The following is a 17255-nucleotide window of genomic DNA, read 5'->3' as shown; positions in this document are numbered from 1 at the left end:
GCCCCGCTCCCCGACGACGAGATATTCTCCATGTCCAGATATTGGGTGCCCAGATACTGGCGGAAACGCAGGGTCTCCGTCATCAGCCAGGTCTTCTGAAGCTCTATCAGCACCAACTGTTCCCTGCCCGCAGCATCCTTAATACGGGCTGAGAAATCGATGCGGAACAATGATATACGGGTCTGGTTAAGATTGGTATATTCATTGCGGCGCATCTTCAGGTCATGCACCTCCTGCTGCAGCAGGGCAGAAAGCAGCACCTTTGCCGCACGTTCATCTTCCATCAGGAACTTGAACACGGAATCGTATATCGGATTGGCGATGATGGTCATAAAGCGGAATGTTATTGGTTATTTTTGCAAATATATAACAATATAACGAATTTATGAAGAAGACGATGGGAAAAACACACAGCGCAGATTAAACTCACAAAATATACTTCTCAATATATCCATACTCATACCTTGTCTAAGAATAATTTATATGCATTTAATTGTTTCTCAAAAGAAAATACACCCTGTGAAGCATCTAAACAATTTCTCCGCATTTGCAGATAGGTTTCGTCTGATAATTGTGACATAGCACGTATGTTTTCAGATAACTGTATATAATCCCTAGGAGCAGAAACCAACCCCAACTGATATTGCCTAACAATATATTCTCCTTCTCCCCCTCCGCAAAACAAAATAGGAATGCCTAAAGGCAACAAATCAAATAATTTAGAAGGAACCGCACCTTTAATTGGAATAGTCAAAGGAATAATAGAAGCATCATAACGAATCAATTCCTCACGCATTTGTGCTTTAGGCAAAGTACCGTGATAAAAAATACCTCTATCTTCCCCATCCAAAAATTTTTCTATTTCTTGAGCTTGATTACCTCCACCAAATAAGTGCAATTCCACTCCGAGTTCTTTAAAATTAATTTGTTGGATCAGTTCCAATATGTTCTGTGCAACTCCCAACAGACCGGCATATACTATTTTGAAAGGAGGACGGTGTGGTTCTGGATGTACAGCAGTTAAAACACCTGGTTGCAAATTCCGATACAAAAATGACTGTTTTTCCGGAACATATAGCCTGACATGCTCTACTATTTCTTGGCTTTGACCTTGATAAGCCGTAGCCTTACGATATAAAAAGCGTTCTATTCCAGCCATAACCCGATAATATGTGCTTCCTTCCTTTACAGCCCCTAATTCAACTGCAGATAAAGGCCATAGGTCAGAGACATTTAGCAATACCTTTTTACGATAGCAACAACGGAAAAGAAGCATGGCCGAAGCAGCAGAAAGAATAGGCGGGGTTTGAATGATAATCTTATCATAAGATTTTATGCGTTTCCATTTAAATGCAAAACGCCAGAGTGTAAAAGAAAATGCGCACATACCAAACAAACGAATCAAAGGTTTTTTTGATACTGTCGCATACGTCCAATATCGAAAAACAGTAATCCCATTAACAACCTCTTTTTTAGAAAAGATACCTCGGTATCCCTCAAAGATACGTCCATATGGATAATTAGGCAAGCAAGTTAAAACCTCCACATTCACACCTAAAGCAGATAGCCCTTCCGCCATATTAGTGATACGCGAAGGAGCCGCCCCTATCTCTGGCAGATAAGATGGAGAAACAATCAATATCTTCATGATTCCTGATTCAGAAAATGCACAATTCTACTACAAGCCAATCCATCCCCATACGGATTTACAGCCTTACTCATCTTCTCGTAATAAACTTCATTTTCTATCAATTTTGAAGTTTCAGCTATTATCTTTCCATAATCTGTACCGACAAGCTTTACTGTTCCTGCTTCTAAAGCTTCCGGCCGTTCAGTTGTATCCCGCATCACTAATACCGGCTTACCCAAACCGGGTGCCTCTTCCTGAATGCCGCCGCTATCAGTGAGCACTATGGTAGATTTTTCCATCAGATAAACAAAAGACAGATACTCCAAGGGTTCTATAAAAAACATATTACCTAAATTGGATAAATCGTTACCAAATACTTCATGAATAGGCTGACGCACATTAGGATTCAAGTGCATTGGATAAACAAAATCCACGTTCGGATATTTTTCTGTCAAAGCCTTAATCGCTTTGCACATGGAAATAAATCCATAGCCAAAGTTTTCGCGGCGATGACCGGTAATCAATACCATTTTTTTCCCACTAGACAAGCGTTTGATATCATACCCTGACTGCTTCAGCGTGCTACTCAGCTCCACATCCAATACTTCATTTTTCTTTATTTTATCAACCACCATATACAAGGCATCAATTACCGTATTGCCTGTTACCACGATACGCTTTTCATTAACACTTTCCGCCAATAAGTTCTGTTTACTCAAAGGAGTGGGGGCAAAGTGATAGGTAGCTATGCGTCCTGTCAACTGTCGGTTCATTTCTTCTGGCCAAGGACTGTATATATTATGCGTACGTAATCCAGCCTCCACGTGTCCCACGGAAATATGTTGATAGAAAGCCGCCAAAGCCGCTGTTGTGGAAGTTGTTGTATCTCCATGTACCAGCACCACATTTGGTTGTGTCTCTTTCAACACGTCCCGCATTCCTAGAAGTACGCGGGTTGTCACATCATATAAGTCCTGTCCCTGTTTCATAATATCCAAATCGTAATCAGGAACAATCTCAAATATATGTAAAACCTGGTCCAGCATTTCGCGATGCTGGCCAGTTACACATATTATAGTCTGAAATTTTTCTGAATATTTTTGAAACTCCTTCACTAAAGGAGCCATTTTGATAGCTTCTGGGCGAGTGCCGAAAACAAGCATTATTTTCTTCATTCTCTCTTCTATTTCTTGTAAATTCCACAAAAGTCGAGTATGATTTTACTATTATTATAAGGTAACGATTTGAAAGGTGTATGAGCAACTAAAAACACTACAATATCTGCCTGTTCATATGCTTCTTTATAATCTGTCAACTTAAAAACTTTATGCTCCTTGATATTAGGTTCTACCACCAATATATCCGCATTGTTACAACTTTGCATCACTCTGGTAGTAATGTATTTAGCGGGAGCTTCACGCAAGTCGTCTATATCTGGTTTAAAGGCAAGTCCCATCATGGCTACGACTGGTTTATGGTGGTGTTCCAACTCAAAGCGCAACATAGCATTCTGTATTTTCTCAGCACACCAGAACGACTTGTAATTGTTTATCTCACGGGCAGTAGCTATCAACTTGGATTCCATTGGAAATTCTGCCGTAATGAAATAAGGATCAACAGCAATGCAATGCCCACCAACGCCACAACCAGGTTGCAGAATATTGACACGAGGATGCTTGTTGGCAAGGTTTATCAATTCCCACACATTAATATCGGCTTTATCACAAATCAACGAAAGTTCGTTGGCAAAAGCAATCTGCACATCGCGGCTAGAGTTTTCGGTAAGTTTACACATCTCGGCAGTCTTGCAATTGGTACGATGCAAAGTACCTTGTACAAAATGACGATAAAATGTGATGGCTTTTTCCGTAGATACCTCATTCATGCCACCTATGACACGATCGTTATGCACCAACTCGTAAATTACATTGCCAGGCAACACGCGTTCCGGACAATAAGCGATATAAATCTTATCCTGTAATTCAGGACGTAATTCAAAAATCAATTTGGCCATTTTATCCGTTGTACCTACCGGAGATGTAGATTCTATCACATACAAATCGCCCTCTTTCAAGTAAGGAATAACGGAACGCGTGGCAGCTTCTACGTATGAAATATCTGGCTCATGGTTCCCACCTTTAAAGGGCGTGGGCACTACAATAAAATAAGCATCACTTACCTCCGGTGTAGTCGAAGCCTTCAGTTGCCCATTGGTTATCACCTCTTGCAAAAGTTCCTGCATACCGGGTTCAACGATATGCAATTGCCCTTGATTGGTTTTTTCCACTACTTGGGGATTGATGTCAACTCCGATTATTTGCACACCATGTTTGGCGGCAATGATGGCTGTGGGCAGACCGATATAGCCTAAACCCATGAAACATGCTTTCATTGTTTTATAAAATCAATAGAGGTTAGAAACTATATATTTCCTTCTTATACTATCTGATAAGAAAGTTTATGAGAAAAATGAATTTTTATAATCTTTACAGCAAGGAAACGGTTGTATTCAACTGATACTTCTCCATCTGCGATTTCAACTTTCGAAGCACCTGTAATATCAATGTTTCCTATAGTAGTAACTATCAGTTCGTTAGAGTAAGAGAGGATTTTGGATTCCGGAGACAAATGCAACCAACTTATCGCTTCCTTATTTGTTGAAACAGAATCTTCCACCTTAAAGCCATCTTCCTCCAGAATAAACTTCCGGAAATGCTTCCCTTGCGAACCAAAACCATTATGCCAAGCTACTACTTCATAAGGTTTGTCTTTCAAAATGGTTACTTTTGCCCGCTTCCCGACACGGAAGCCTCCCCATACTTCACTGGAATCTTTGCCTCCGATTGTCACCGTATTATGGGCAGAGGTTCCACGCTCATATTGTCTACGTGGTGTTTTGTCGTAAGTGGAAATCCCAGTATCCACCACAAATGGTTTCCCTTTTATTCGAAGCTCATAATTGAAAGTATCTGCATGAGAGTGGCCGGGCTGATACGAAGCGGTAATATTTCCAATATCTACTACCGCCTCAAATTTTCCATTCACCAACTTTCGATAGCCACATTCTTTCAGTGGAATCTCATGCCAATCAATCGCTAAGCGAACGGCATAATCAAACAACTCATCAGGACAAGGAGAAATACCGTATGCAGAATCATTCAATAACGGAATAGAATGATCTTGATATATTAACGAATTCAAATGTCCTAACATGACTTGAGCTTTTTCTCGCAGCAAGATATTTAAGTCTTTTTGTGCGTCAAACCTCCTATTCCCTATTGAGAAATTGTAACAATCCAATAAACGATCCAACAAAATGCAGTGATACATTGGTGACTGCTCATAGTGAGCGCCATCCGGCAGTATCTGTTCGTCCAACTCACGATATAGCAATCTGGAAGCTTTCTTAAACATGTTTACATCCTCAAAAAATAAGGAAGCTATAAACAACGAATACGCATCTTCCAGCAGATGATTGCCCAAAAGATGGAACTCTAGCCTCTGTTCCAGCAAGCAGTATTGAGAATATAATGAATCAGCCCATCTGCGTAGTTGCTCTTGAGAAATTTGTGAATAATGAAGACTAATAAATTTGATCCAATTAATTCCACGAAGAGCTGTAGGATAAGGAGCTAAAGCAACTTTATTAGAACGAATATCATCAATAAAACAATCTATCCACTTTGCTCCTTCATCAAATGATAATTCTTTCTGGAGGAGCCAATCCATATAATTCAGATTGTAAGCCCAAAGGTTTCCATTACTTGCATCATTCCAACTTATAAAAGGCTTTTTTATATTCAAGAAAGAAAACTCTTTATCCTGTAAACACTTATGTTTTACAATTATACTAGAACAATTAAGGTTACTAATTTTAGAAAGAGTGCTTAATATATAATTAATATGTGTAAGTCTATACTTTAACTGATAATAAATTTGCCTTTTTCTCAGATAGAATACCGTACGTAAAAACTGATTAAGTTTCATCTACTCCATGCAATAATTATAACTCGATTTATGATTTTAGCAAAGAATTGTATACTTTCAACATTGTATTTACATTATCATTCCAGTCAAATAGTTTCAATACTCGTTCGCGACCGGCCTTACCCATGGTATCCCTAAGCGATGGATTATCTATAAATGTTTGTATAGCTTCAGCTGTTTTTTGTTCATTTTTTTTAGGAACAATAATTCCTGTTATTCCATCCTCAACAACCTCTGTAAAGCCATCTGCATCAGAAGTTACAACAGGACACCCACATGACATTGACTCAACTGCAACAACACCAAAACTTTCGCTATTAGAAATAGAAACAAAAACAGAAACAGAAAAGCTATTATAATACTTAGGAAGATTATCATTGGGTATTTTTCCCAAAAATTCCACTTTATCTTTTATTCCTAATTTCACGGTTAATGACTCATATTTTTCTCGACATGGACCGTCACCGATTATACGTAAAAGTAATTTTTTGTTAGGATTCGCCAAAACAACTAAATTAAAAGCACGAATTAAAACATCAATGCCATATCTATAATCCAAAATTTTCACATTTCCTATAACAAATTGATCTTTAGAAGCAATGTTCATAGGACTGAATAATTTTGTATCTACACCAAATGGTGTTATCGAAAAACTCTTATTCGTATATTTAGCTGCTTCTTTTGCCATAACATAGCTAGTCGATAATAAACAATCCGCCTTTCGCAGAGCAAATTTTAGCAGCAACCTAAATATGAATGATTTTCTTGGAAATTCATAGATATCTTCTCCCCAAATTGAAATAATGAAAGGATGAAATCCACTTAAAGCACCTAAAAGTCCATAACTAGAGGCTCTATGTGCATGAACTATGTTTGGTCGTTCTCTTCGTATTACGTTACACAATTTTCTCAGCGTGAACAAATAAGCCTTTTTCTGCCATATCGTATGGGCATTAATATCGCAAGAGTAAACAGTAATGCCACATTCTTTATAGAAAGAACTTTTAGAAGCAGAGAAACTAAACAGCACTACATTTATACCTCTTTGCGAAAGAGCCTTACACCACCGTTGTGTATGTACAGACTCTGCGGGAGAAAGCATCAAGAGTTTCATTTATAATCAAATCTAAATAATATCAATATTTTTCAGATTTTTAGATCAATTCTATATTGACAAACTTTTCAATATCTGCATCTAAATCTGATAAAGAACGTGTATTATGATAAGTTTCCAATGCCCCTTTACAAAGTTTATGATGATAATCTGTATTATTACATAAACATAAAATTGCCTCTTTAAGGGCTTCTGCATTTTTGTTTTCTACTAATATACCATTTTTACCTGTCTTGACAGTATAAGGTATAGCAGAGTTATCAAATGCAATAACAGGAAGCCCATAAGACATTGCCTCTATCAGTACCATTCCGTAACCTTCTAAAAGCGAAGGAAAAACAAAACAATACGCCTGAGAGTAATAAGAAATTAATTCTGCATCTGAAACTCGCCCAACAAAATTCACAATATTTTCTAAACCATATTTTGATACCAAGGCTTGCATATCATTGTAATAATCTGCTGATACTAAATTCCCGACTACATCTAACTGAATACCTTTCCGTTCCTCTATAGTCATTATCCCTAAAGCTTTCAGCAGATAAGCAATACCTTTGCGCGGATATACTGTACCTACAAATAATAATCTGTTTGTTTCATAACAGGAACAAGGATGTTTTTCTTTTTTGAAAGACATCCCTAAAAAGAATATATTCTTATGGGGGAAGATTCGCTCAATAATTGAACGAGTATACAAATTTGGAGTAATTATAACAGTTGACAATCCCAAGCAACATTTCTCAAGAACATATCCTACATATTTCTTCATTCCTGACATTTCCTGATAACGGAAGTGATGATGAATGATACAAATTTTCAATTTAGGATAGAAAATTCTAAACAATAGAATTAATACTAATGCTTGTGCGAACCAACCACTATTCAATAAAACAGCATAGCTATCCACTATTTTCAAACGATGCTTCCATATACAAATCGGCAGTAACCATTTATTAATATGTCCCACCTCTGCATCTGTAAAATATGTAATTTGTAGCTTCTCAAAAGAAGCTATTTTATTAAACAAATAAGAATCATATAGCTGGCCTCCTGTTATAGGATGTAAACAATCTCCTATTGGATATAAAACACAGATTTTCTTTTTTTCCATAACACTTTATTTGACAAAGACAATATAAACCACATTATTATTAATGTATATATACTATTTGAGAGTTCGGAAATATCACCACTTGTACAAAATCCTATTATTAATAAGAATGCAATATTTGAAGCATTAGGAAATATTTTTCTAACGAGCTTAAATATCATAAGCATAAGAAATACAGTATACAATAAATTGAAAATAAAAGTATAGGGTGATTTTATGAATGAAATAGCAAAAATCCCAAGAACTCCCGGCATAGTTTGATTATATTCCATCTTTGAATGTTTGATTGCGGTTTCTACATAACTACCGATACTTCCGAATTCATGCCTATATCCCCAAAAACGCAATGTATCATAAAAGTAAAAAAAGAAGGGAATATCTTTTGAATCATAAGCCACTTGTAATGAATTTTGCAAAATATAGGCACTATTAGAGAAACTACTTATCCGTCCACACAATTTACCAAATATAATATCCGTTTTAGTTTCTTCTGACATTTCATTTTCTCTCAATTGAGCACGGAAATCATAAGCAAATGAGATGATAGCAGGAAATGTCAATAATATAATTAAAATAAATACAAAATATCGTTTTACAATATTTATAAAATTATCCCCTAATCTAAGCAATAGAATAAGAAATAACTGAAAACAGCCACCTAACGAATGAGCAAGCAATGATTGAATCAAAAACAAGATAGTTGTAATTATAATATTTTTTCGTTTCTGAGATAATAATAAAAAAGCAATCACCCAAGGACGCACTAATAATTTAGACACCGCAGCACGGAAATACGATAAAATACTACCATCTATACCTGTTGATGTCCCCATTTGTCCATACCCTGTAAGAAGTAAAATGATAGAAAGCAATAATAACCCCCACGTGATATTCCGCAAAAGCATGATATTAAATTCCATGGGTAGACAATCCTGCAATTCCTTTTTTCTATACCTCTTATATAATTTATATACAAATAAATAAGGTAAAGCGGTCAAGATAGCAATCAACAATAGGATATGATTTGAAAACAAAACATCTTTAGAAATAAAGTCACCATTATAAACCTTATAAACTATAGTATAAAAATAACTCAATCCTATTGCCAGTAAATACACAAATAATACCAACTTAGCACCATATGTATCTAACCGGATGATTTTCATAAGAATTGATTTTGCAGTTCAATTTCTCTTACCTTATCTCACTTTTTTAGATGCCCCACTTCATCATAAATGCCATCATTTTTTAACCCCACAATAATGCTAGGAGAATTCAGCCAATGCAAATCCTCCCTCTGAAAGAAGAAAGCTGTACTATTATACATTTTATATAAAACACTCTTCAACATAGATAATGACACTTTACTGTCTGGATATGGCACTACTTTATCATAAAATACTTCCAGTTTATTGTGTAAACACCATATAGCGAGCATAACCTCTCCCAAATAACCAAATAAACGTTTCATTCGAGTATATTCAGACAGTTTCACATACTCTTCAATCACCTGCAATAAAGAAAATTGCCACTGTGCAAATTCATCAAACAATTTTTTCCTCATGACAAACATATTAAATCCAATCCATCTATTATGTCTTAAATATGACAAAGCTGATGAATAATACTCAGGACTCTGCTCTTTTATAACACTTAAGAAAATGTTGATATCTTCCACACAAACCCCGTGCAACAGGCGTATCCCTGCAGAAAAGCGATCTACAATTGGTTCAGGTAATATCACATCGCATTTTTTTCCCAATAATGTATCAATATTATTAAATGATATTCGAGTAGCAAAATATCGTCTATAATGACATAAACCTATATACTCAATATCATTCACATTTTTCCATCCCCAATATTCTGCCGTCAGTTCACAATACATTGAATTTTTTATACTAATATTATCTCCGGTATCATCCCCTATCATGTTCATCTGATAATTAGAAAGGGCCTTTCCTACATGAATAGGAGCATAAATATCATCTCGGAAGACCTTAGAAGGTTTATGACAAGCGACTAATATCTTTACTTTCTCCATTGCTAATCAAATTTAAATACCAAATTTTTTGTCACTATTTGATGCATATCATAATACCTATACTCTGCCAATCTCCCCCCGAATATCACCTTCTCCTCCTTATCCGCCAGCTCCTTGTATTTTTGATATAGCGCATTATTCTTCCCATCATTCACCGGATAATACGGTTCCATTCCGTCTTTCCATTCCGTGGAATATTCCTTGGAAATGATAGTCTTCGGACATTGATAAACCGCATCTCCGAACATCTCAAAATGCTTGTGCTCAATAATGCGGGTATAAGGCACCTCACGTTCCGTATAGTTCACTACAGCATTTCCTTGGTAATTGGGCATATCCAAAGTTTCTTCCTCAAAACGGACAGTACGATATTCCAGCTTACCAAAACGGTAATCGTAAAACTCATCTATCTGGCCCGTGAAAACAATCCGATCTGCCAGACTTTCCCAATAGGTACGATTTTCAAAGAAATCGGCATTAATTCGGGTTTCAATGCCTTCCAACAGGCCATCAATCAACTTGTTGTATCCACCGATGGGGATGCCCTGGTAGGTGTCGTTGAAATAGTTGTTGTCAAAGACCAGGCGGACAGGCAGACGCCTAATAATAAAGGCCGGAAGTTCCTTGCAGCTGCGTCCCCATTGCTTTTCCGTATAGCCTCTGATGAGCTTTTCATAAATATCCTTACCCACCAATACCAAGGCCTGTTCTTCCAAATTGACAGGCTCACGTCCTTCCAAAGTCTGCAAAGCCTCTACCTTTTGTTCAGTAATCTTGGCCTGTGCTTCTTCGGGAGTACGGACATGCCACATCTGATAGAATGTATTCATGTTAAAGGGCAGGTTATACAATTCTCCCTTGTAGTTCGCCACCGGCGAATTGGTATAGCGGTTGAATTCTGTAAAGGAGTTGACAAAGTCCCAGACCTGTTTGTTGGAGGTATGGAAGATATGCGCACCGTACTTGTGCACGTTGATTCCCTCTTTTCGTTCGCAATAGACATTCCCACCCAAATGAGGACGTTTGTCTATCACTAAGCATTTCTTACCCTGCCGACGGGCCATGCAGGCGAAGGTGGCCCCGAACAGTCCGGAACCGACCACTACATAGTCGTATTTAATCATTACTTAAAACCTCTTTATTTCGTAGTGTTTCATATTTGCAATCATATTTGCTATGCGCATAACAACCTTATCACTCCACTTTATTTTTTTTACCAATGAAGGGTCTTGTTTTCCCCACCTTATTAAAAAGCGAATCTTTGAAATATTATAATTTGCTTTTATTATCCTATCTAAAACAAACTTCGGCATGACAAGATGTTTTTTCATGCAAGAACGAAAATGTCTATCAACCTCAGCAAATTGCTGATAAACTTTCAAACTTTCATTTTCAGCTTCCCGGTATTTAAAAGTCGGAATAGTACAATACACCGATCCATATTTATAAGTATAACAGGCTTGAAGCGCATAATCTGCTGAAGGATAAAATTCAGGATCATATCCACCTATTTCCAGCATTTTTTGTTTACAAAACAGACAACCACAGCCGAATCCTGCAGAATGCAAAAATTGATCAAATAAAGAATATCTAAAAACACTTTTACACTTAAAGATGCCGAATTTACTTGAAACAGCAGATGCCTTATTGATAAATTCTCCTTCGGCATTTATTGTATGAAAAGCCGTAAATATAGCCTTATCCCCTGTACTTTTCTGAATATACATCAAAGTGGACAACGCGTTTGTAAGCAATAAATCATCGTCATGTAAAAAAACGATATAGGGTGCACGAGCTAATTCTATACATCTATTCCAATTACCAAACATCCCTATATTTGTTGCATTTTTGTAATACAACAAATTGGTCGTATAATTCTTTTCTACAACAACTTGATTTTTTGTTATTTCCAGACTATCATCATTGTCAACAATAACAATTTCATATTCCCCATTATAGTCCTGATTAATGGCGGTCTTAAGAGCTAATTCAAAATAATCAGGGTGACTACATACTGGCATAACAATGGATACCTTAGGATTAGGAATCAAATCTTTATTCCCAATTTTAAGTACGGATACTACATCCCTATAGGCCGAAAAGTTATTTTTAAATTCGAAGATGTCTCTCATTAATTCGTTTCATTATAAATTGTTCTACACGCACATAATTAGAATCTTTCATTGCTTTCAAAATGAGACAATACAACACAAATCCTAAAGGTGTCAACAGAAATAAGCTAAATATATTTAAAAATATTTTCCAAACCAAAAACACGGCAATGCCCATAACTAAAGAAGCAAGCAATGGCTTAAGTAAGATGAAGTCACTTATCTTCAGTGACATATATGGTCGAGCCCAACCATAATGAGCTATAGTCACCACACACTCTGCACATACTGTAGATATAGCTGCCCCTATACATCCCCAATGTGCTATGAAATAATAATTCAATATCAAATTTGTCAATGCTCCTAACATAACGGCATAAGTACCATATTTTTCTTTACGGATAGGATATAATATTTGCATGCCTAAAAAATTAGAAAGAGGAATCACTACAATTAGTAAAGAAAGTACTCTTGCAATTTCAACAGAAGGTAAAAATTCTTTTCCACCCAATAACAGTACTATCGGCTCGGATAGGACTAAAGCTCCAATCATCAAAGGGATGGTAGTATAAAGAATTAGATTGAGTAGTTTTTTTTGTAATACGACAGCTACATTTATCTGTTCTGTTCCAATTAAAAAAGAGATTCGCGGAATTACTGTAGCAGTAACAGCAGCGATTACCTGAAGAAGTACCTGAATTAATTTATTACCTGTTGTAAAATAGCCAACGGATGTTACATCTGCCAATGCACCTAGCATTATACTATTCAAATATGTATAAATAGATACAGCAAGAGTACCAAAAAATAAAAAAAACGAACTACGTATATGATAAAAGCAATTTTTAAAAGAGATGCGTAATCTTATAAATCGATTTAAGCGAATAAAATTGAAGATATTATTGGCACAAGCTGCAATTGTTGTCAATCCCGCATAATATAAAACATCATTTTCATTTCTTACTAAAAAGAACAGTGCTATTACAGACAACAATTTAATAACAAAACTCCGAATTGTAATATATTTATAATCTTCTAATCCTTGATAAAACCACTCAAAACTAAAGCTATTCAAAACAATAGAAAGTCCTAAAACAATATATAAAGCAATATATTCCTGCTGAAAAGTTACAACATATCCTACATATATTAGACCAACAATTAATGCAAATACCAAAGAACTCGTAAAAATTCCACTACTTACATCTGATAAAAATTCTCTATTATTCCGGTTCTTTGCAATTTCTCTTATGCCATATATTGGGAAACCAAAGTTTGCAAATAAAGCAAAATATGCAACTATGGCAGAAGCATAATTAATCAAGCCTATAGAGGTAGGACCAAGTACACGAGTAACATAAGGAAATGTAATGAGAGGAAATGCCAAATTCATAGCTGTTCTTACAACATTCCAAACGATATTTTTCTTTATTGACGAACTCATGTATGTCTCCTTAATATACGTTTATATTATTCATTACACATCTGTTTAAGATACTTCATCGTATGATTATTTTCTTGCCCCAATATCCCCCTCATCTTCCCCACATCACACCTCAAATCCATCGCCTCATTCTCCCGATACGGCAGTGCACCATAATGCACCTCAGACGCAGAATGCAGGTAGTTCCGGCAAAACTCAATGATGTCTTTCAATGCGATACTCGTGCCACTGCTTACATTCACAATCTCACCCCGGCAATCTTCTGCATGCTGCATCAAGCCATGAATGGCTGCTGCAAAATCATCTACGTAGATGAAATCTCTTTTTTGCCCGCAGGGAGATACGTCCAAGGGAGTTCCTTTTTTCAAGCTATCAATGACATAAGGGATGAACTTGCTTTTGCTCTGTCCCGGTCCGAAAAGATTGCCGGGGCGGACCACCAGAACAGGAAAACCGTAGTTACGACATAGCATCAAAGCTGTGTTGGTGGTCAGTTGCTTCACCAAGGCGTAGGGAGAATTGGGACATTCCCGGTTTTCTTCCTTAAACGGAGAACCTTCGGAACCGTATTCCTCCGAACTGCCGAACTGCACAAAGAGCTTCAAAGATTTGTCACCTTTGAAACGTTCATACAAATTGAGTAGTATCTTGAGGTTGGAAGTAATCAGTGCATCAAACAAGGATAAGTCACGTGTCGCTGTAACGATAGAGGCCAGGTTGATGATATAATCAGGTGTCGGGTAGGTTTCGGCTATGCGCTCTGTAGCCAGGTCCATCGTCACTGTCTCTACATCCGGATAATTGATGAAATAACCGGCATCAATATACTTGTCAAAAACAATGATACGATAATAAGGAGAAAGACAGCGCACCAGGTTCTTGCCGATAAATCCGCTGCCACCTATCAGATACAAAGTTTCACGATTGTCTGATGTGGAGGTGGAAGAACAAGAAACGTTCATGCCGCCCTCCTTTCCAGACTTTGGGAATTGTTAACTATTAAGTTAAAATTACCCCCCCCCTGATTTGTTAAACAATGCTAAACCTTCTTCTATGGATATTTTCGGAGTCCATCCCTCTAATTTGTGTCCACGATACGGATTCATGACTTCACGTTCCCGATAGGGCCTGCCACCCCAATTGATAGACAGGTTTACCCCACATACTTTTTCATAGATCGTAGCCAACTCGCGCAATGTCATTGTCTTGCCGGAAGTAAGCACATACTCAGGGCGCAATGATTTTGTGCCTTCGTTCAAGGAATTCATCAAGCAAATGAACCCTTCCACAACGTCATCTATATACAACAAATCCAATTTTTGCTCTCCACACGACATATCCAATGTTTTTCCACTCTGGGCAATCCCTTTCAATAAGGACAACACCTTTCCCCTGGTATCACCGGGACCATAGGTATCGCACAACTTCAACGTACAAAAGCGCATAGGAGATGTTTCGGTGTAATACTTAGCCATTGTAAGAAAAGCTTGCTTAGTGGCCGCATAAAGATTAACGGGATTATATTCGTCTGTTTCATCAGCAGCCAAATAGTTCTGCCAAATGCTTCCTGTATTTAAGAACCATGCCACACCTGCCGATTTGGCTGCCTCCAACAAAACTGTACCCAGATAAATGTTGGAAAGCACCAAGTCTTTAATTTGAGAACTTTGATGCGTAACAAGACACAAGGAGGCCAGATGAATAATTCCATCAATATGGTTTTCCCGCAGATACCACGCCAAATGCTCTATATCGTCTTCAAATATATAAATATGTTCTGCACACACTTCTTTATAATCGGTAGAAGGACGCACTAAAATAAACAGGTCATGTTTTTCAGCCAGTTTCTTATAAAGATGCCGACCGACAAAGCCTGTCGTTCCCGTTATCAGAATATTCATAAATCAGAATAAGAATTTTTTTAAGAAATAACCCGTTCGCTCCGAAGGTATAAGCAACACGGTGAGAAGCGATAAGAAATTCGCTTCCAAAGTATAAGAAGAAAACACCATGAGCATCAATTCAATCGTGGTTCAGAACAGACTCATTTCAGATACCTCCCAATCTGCTCCACACAAACCCCATACACCTCCTCCTGCCGGTACCTCTTATACCAGTCTACTGTCAGCGCCACACACTGCGACAGGTTCATCCGCGGTTCCCAGCCCAAGCGGAACTTGGCTTTGCTGATGTCCAGCATCAGCAGCTTGGCTTCGTGGAGGGCGTTAGGGTTGGAGATATCTTTCAGTGTACCGCTACCGTAGTTCTCGATTACTTTCTGTGCCACTTCCCACACGGTGGAGATGCTTTCCGGGCGGGGACCGAAATTCCAGCCTTCGCAATAGTCTGCGGGGGCATTCCACATTTTCTGTGCCAGCAGCAAATAACCGCTGAGGGGTTCCAACACGTGTTGCCAGGGACGGATGGCCCGGGGACTGCGTATCTCTATGGGATTGCCCGACTCCAACGCACGGATGCAATCGGGAATGATGCGGTCCAAAGCCCAGTCTCCGCCACCAATCACGTTGCCTGCCCGTACGCTGGCGATGCTTTTGCCGTGTCGGGCATAATCATCCGGGTTGAAAAAACTGCGGCGCCAGGAAGCAATGGCAATCTCGGCAGCTCCCTTGGAGGAGGAATACGGGTCGTAACCGCCCATCGGCTCGTTCTCCCGGTAACCCCAGATTTGTTCTTTGTTTTCGTAGCATTTGTCGGTGGTAATCATCACGCCGACTTTCACACTGTCTGTAGCACGGATGGCCTCCAACACATGAATGGTACCCATCACGTTGGTCTCGTATGTATCTACCGGAATCTCATAGCTCAACCTCACCAGGGGCTGGGCGGCCAGATGGAAAACGATGTCCGGCTGCCAGGTGCGGAACAGGGATTTCAACTGTTCACCGTCCCTGATGTCGGCACGCAGGTCGGCTGTTATTTTCCGGCCAATGCCGGACAACACGTAATTGTCTCGCTCAGAATAAGGGTCTTGGGCTATACCGATGACTTCGGCACCCAACTCGTGCAACCAGATGGAAAGCCAGCTGCCCTTGAAACCGGTGTGGCCGGTGACAAGCACACGCTTCCCATGATAGAAGCCGTTGAAGATATCTATCATACTAAATATTAATGATGAATGAGGAATTTCGACAGAAAACGCAAAGGCACAGAGTAGAATCAGTAACTCCGCAACTCAGTGCCAGATATAGGATATGTGGTTCAGTTACTTATTCCTAACCTTTCATGGCAGTAGCACGAAGGGCCACAATGTATAGAGTCGTTTTGGTAAAACGATAAACAATACGATATTTGGGATGAATCAGGAAACTATAATAAATTCTTTTCCCTTTTGAATAGAAAGCATCCACCGTCCCCATCATAGGGAAATGAGAAAGCAATTCTGTTGTTTTAAGGACATCTTTAGAAAAATGCGATGCAGCCTGCTCGCCAAGATTATGCAGATACCACGTATTAATGGAATCAAAATACACTTGAGCTCTTTTATGCCATTTAATCTTTAGCGTATCCATTTGGCAAACATGGCTCTCACCTCTTCATCAGACAAAAATCCGCTTGCTTCAGACAAGCGCAGCTCTTCTTCAAACTCCTCATCGGTGAACACGCAAGGCATGTCGCTGCCTTGCAGCAGTTCCCAGCATTGCTCCAGTTTTCGTTCATCGGTACTGGCGTCAATGGTGGCAATCAGGCGGTTCTTCAACCCTTGCAGGTCGGAAGCCCCATAAGCGGGTGCGGGTTCTGAAACTTTCATAATACGTTTTTGCTATAATCTACTATGCAAAGGTAGAAAATTCCA

At 38.3% G+C, this 17255-nt stretch carries 16 protein-coding genes and 1 pseudogene; all 17 read right to left on the bottom strand.

Annotated elements, in window-relative coordinates; translation table 11 throughout:
- Positions 1 to 332: pseudogene (locus B5F34_RS10320) on the bottom strand (hypothetical protein); the annotation flags it as partial.
- 125 nt (positions 333 to 457) lie between these two features.
- A complete protein-coding gene (locus tag B5F34_RS10315) occupies positions 458 to 1648 on the bottom strand; it encodes a glycosyltransferase family 4 protein (RefSeq protein WP_087338360.1) in 1191 nt (396 codons plus the stop codon).
- Positions 1645 to 2805, bottom strand: coding sequence for a UDP-N-acetylglucosamine 2-epimerase (non-hydrolyzing) (gene wecB / locus B5F34_RS10310; protein WP_087338357.1), 1161 nt, complete (start codon positions 2803 to 2805; stop codon positions 1645 to 1647). Before wecB ends, B5F34_RS10315 begins: the two co-directional genes overlap by 4 nt.
- Before the next feature lie 8 nt (positions 2806 to 2813).
- Positions 2814 to 4022: a UDP-N-acetyl-D-mannosamine dehydrogenase gene (wecC, locus tag B5F34_RS10305; protein WP_087338354.1), complete on the bottom strand. Its 1209-nt coding sequence runs from the start codon at positions 4020 to 4022 to the stop codon at positions 2814 to 2816.
- A 44-nt stretch (positions 4023 to 4066) separates the two neighbouring features.
- A complete protein-coding gene (locus B5F34_RS10300) occupies positions 4067 to 5434 on the bottom strand; it encodes an alginate lyase family protein (protein WP_343224308.1) in 1368 nt (455 codons plus the stop codon).
- Positions 5435 to 5645: 211 nt separating this feature from the next.
- Positions 5646 to 6731, bottom strand: a complete 1086-nt coding sequence (locus B5F34_RS10295) for a glycosyltransferase (protein ID WP_087338348.1) — start codon at positions 6729 to 6731, stop codon at positions 5646 to 5648.
- Positions 6732 to 6771: 40 nt separating this feature from the next.
- Positions 6772 to 7842: a glycosyltransferase family 4 protein gene (locus B5F34_RS10290; protein ID WP_087338345.1), complete on the bottom strand. Its 1071-nt coding sequence runs from the start codon at positions 7840 to 7842 to the stop codon at positions 6772 to 6774.
- Entirely contained in the window at positions 7806 to 9008 is a 1203-nt protein-coding gene (gene wzy / locus B5F34_RS10285; RefSeq protein WP_087338342.1) for an oligosaccharide repeat unit polymerase, read from the bottom strand. Before wzy ends, B5F34_RS10290 begins: the two co-directional genes overlap by 37 nt.
- Before the next feature lie 38 nt (positions 9009 to 9046).
- Positions 9047 to 9886, bottom strand: a complete 840-nt coding sequence (locus tag B5F34_RS10280; protein ID WP_087338339.1) for a DUF4422 domain-containing protein — start codon at positions 9884 to 9886, stop codon at positions 9047 to 9049.
- A 2-nt stretch (positions 9887 to 9888) separates the two neighbouring features.
- On the bottom strand, positions 9889 to 11010 hold the full coding sequence (gene glf / locus B5F34_RS10275; protein ID WP_087338336.1) for a UDP-galactopyranose mutase: 1122 nt from the start codon (positions 11008 to 11010) through the stop codon (positions 9889 to 9891).
- A 3-nt stretch (positions 11011 to 11013) separates the two neighbouring features.
- The gene (locus B5F34_RS10270; protein ID WP_087338332.1) at positions 11014 to 12018 is read right to left on the bottom strand and encodes a glycosyltransferase; all 1005 of its coding nucleotides are present in this window, start codon (positions 12016 to 12018) and stop codon (positions 11014 to 11016) included.
- A complete protein-coding gene (locus B5F34_RS10265) occupies positions 11996 to 13441 on the bottom strand; it encodes a flippase (protein WP_087338329.1) in 1446 nt (481 codons plus the stop codon). The genes B5F34_RS10270 and B5F34_RS10265 overlap by 23 nt, the downstream gene beginning before the upstream one ends.
- A gap of 26 nt (positions 13442 to 13467) precedes the next feature.
- The gene (locus tag B5F34_RS10260; protein ID WP_087338326.1) at positions 13468 to 14403 is read right to left on the bottom strand and encodes an NAD-dependent epimerase/dehydratase family protein; all 936 of its coding nucleotides are present in this window, start codon (positions 14401 to 14403) and stop codon (positions 13468 to 13470) included.
- 48 nt (positions 14404 to 14451) lie between these two features.
- Positions 14452 to 15342, bottom strand: a complete 891-nt coding sequence (locus B5F34_RS10255; protein ID WP_087338324.1) for an NAD(P)-dependent oxidoreductase — start codon at positions 15340 to 15342, stop codon at positions 14452 to 14454.
- Between the two features lie 143 nt (positions 15343 to 15485).
- Positions 15486 to 16559, bottom strand: coding sequence for a CDP-glucose 4,6-dehydratase (gene rfbG, locus B5F34_RS10250; RefSeq protein WP_087338321.1), 1074 nt, complete (start codon positions 16557 to 16559; stop codon positions 15486 to 15488).
- Between the two features lie 115 nt (positions 16560 to 16674).
- Positions 16675 to 16971, bottom strand: a complete 297-nt coding sequence (locus B5F34_RS10245; RefSeq protein WP_087338318.1) for a type II toxin-antitoxin system RelE/ParE family toxin — start codon at positions 16969 to 16971, stop codon at positions 16675 to 16677.
- On the bottom strand, positions 16959 to 17210 hold the full coding sequence (locus B5F34_RS10240; RefSeq protein ID WP_087338316.1) for a hypothetical protein: 252 nt from the start codon (positions 17208 to 17210) through the stop codon (positions 16959 to 16961). Before B5F34_RS10240 ends, B5F34_RS10245 begins: the two co-directional genes overlap by 13 nt.
- Positions 17211 to 17255 lie beyond the last annotated feature (45 nt).

This window comes from Mediterranea sp. An20, from assembly GCF_002160055.1.
In the GTDB taxonomy this organism is placed as follows: Bacteria; Bacteroidota; Bacteroidia; order Bacteroidales; family Bacteroidaceae; genus Bacteroides; species Bacteroides avicola.
This window is presented reverse-complemented; position numbering and strand designations above follow the sequence as displayed.

Bases quoted from the DNA above. Each gene is read 5' to 3' on its own strand.
- glf (WP_087338336.1), bottom strand. From the start codon at position 11,010: ATGATTAAATACGACTATGTAGTGGTCGGTTCCGGACTGTTCGGGGCC.
- wecB (WP_087338357.1), bottom strand. From the start codon at position 2,805: ATGAAGAAAATAATGCTTGTTTTCGGCACTCGCCCAGAAGCTATCAAA.
- wzy (WP_087338342.1), bottom strand. From the start codon at position 9,008: ATGAAAATCATCCGGTTAGATACATATGGTGCTAAGTTGGTATTATTT.
- B5F34_RS10240 (WP_087338316.1), bottom strand. From the start codon at position 17,210: ATGAAAGTTTCAGAACCCGCACCCGCTTATGGGGCTTCCGACCTGCAA.
- wecC (WP_087338354.1), bottom strand. From the start codon at position 4,022: ATGAAAGCATGTTTCATGGGTTTAGGCTATATCGGTCTGCCCACAGCC.
- B5F34_RS10265 (WP_087338329.1), bottom strand. From the start codon at position 13,441: ATGAGTTCGTCAATAAAGAAAAATATCGTTTGGAATGTTGTAAGAACA.
- rfbG (WP_087338321.1), bottom strand. From the start codon at position 16,559: ATGATAGATATCTTCAACGGCTTCTATCATGGGAAGCGTGTGCTTGTC.
- B5F34_RS10290 (WP_087338345.1), bottom strand. From the start codon at position 7,842: ATGGAAAAAAAGAAAATCTGTGTTTTATATCCAATAGGAGATTGTTTA.
- B5F34_RS10255 (WP_087338324.1), bottom strand. From the start codon at position 15,342: ATGAATATTCTGATAACGGGAACGACAGGCTTTGTCGGTCGGCATCTT.
- B5F34_RS10280 (WP_087338339.1), bottom strand. From the start codon at position 9,886: ATGGAGAAAGTAAAGATATTAGTCGCTTGTCATAAACCTTCTAAGGTC.
- B5F34_RS10260 (WP_087338326.1), bottom strand. From the start codon at position 14,403: ATGAACGTTTCTTGTTCTTCCACCTCCACATCAGACAATCGTGAAACT.
- B5F34_RS10270 (WP_087338332.1), bottom strand. From the start codon at position 12,018: ATGAGAGACATCTTCGAATTTAAAAATAACTTTTCGGCCTATAGGGAT.
- B5F34_RS10315 (WP_087338360.1), bottom strand. From the start codon at position 1,648: ATGAAGATATTGATTGTTTCTCCATCTTATCTGCCAGAGATAGGGGCG.
- B5F34_RS10245 (WP_087338318.1), bottom strand. From the start codon at position 16,971: ATGGATACGCTAAAGATTAAATGGCATAAAAGAGCTCAAGTGTATTTT.
- B5F34_RS10295 (WP_087338348.1), bottom strand. From the start codon at position 6,731: ATGAAACTCTTGATGCTTTCTCCCGCAGAGTCTGTACATACACAACGG.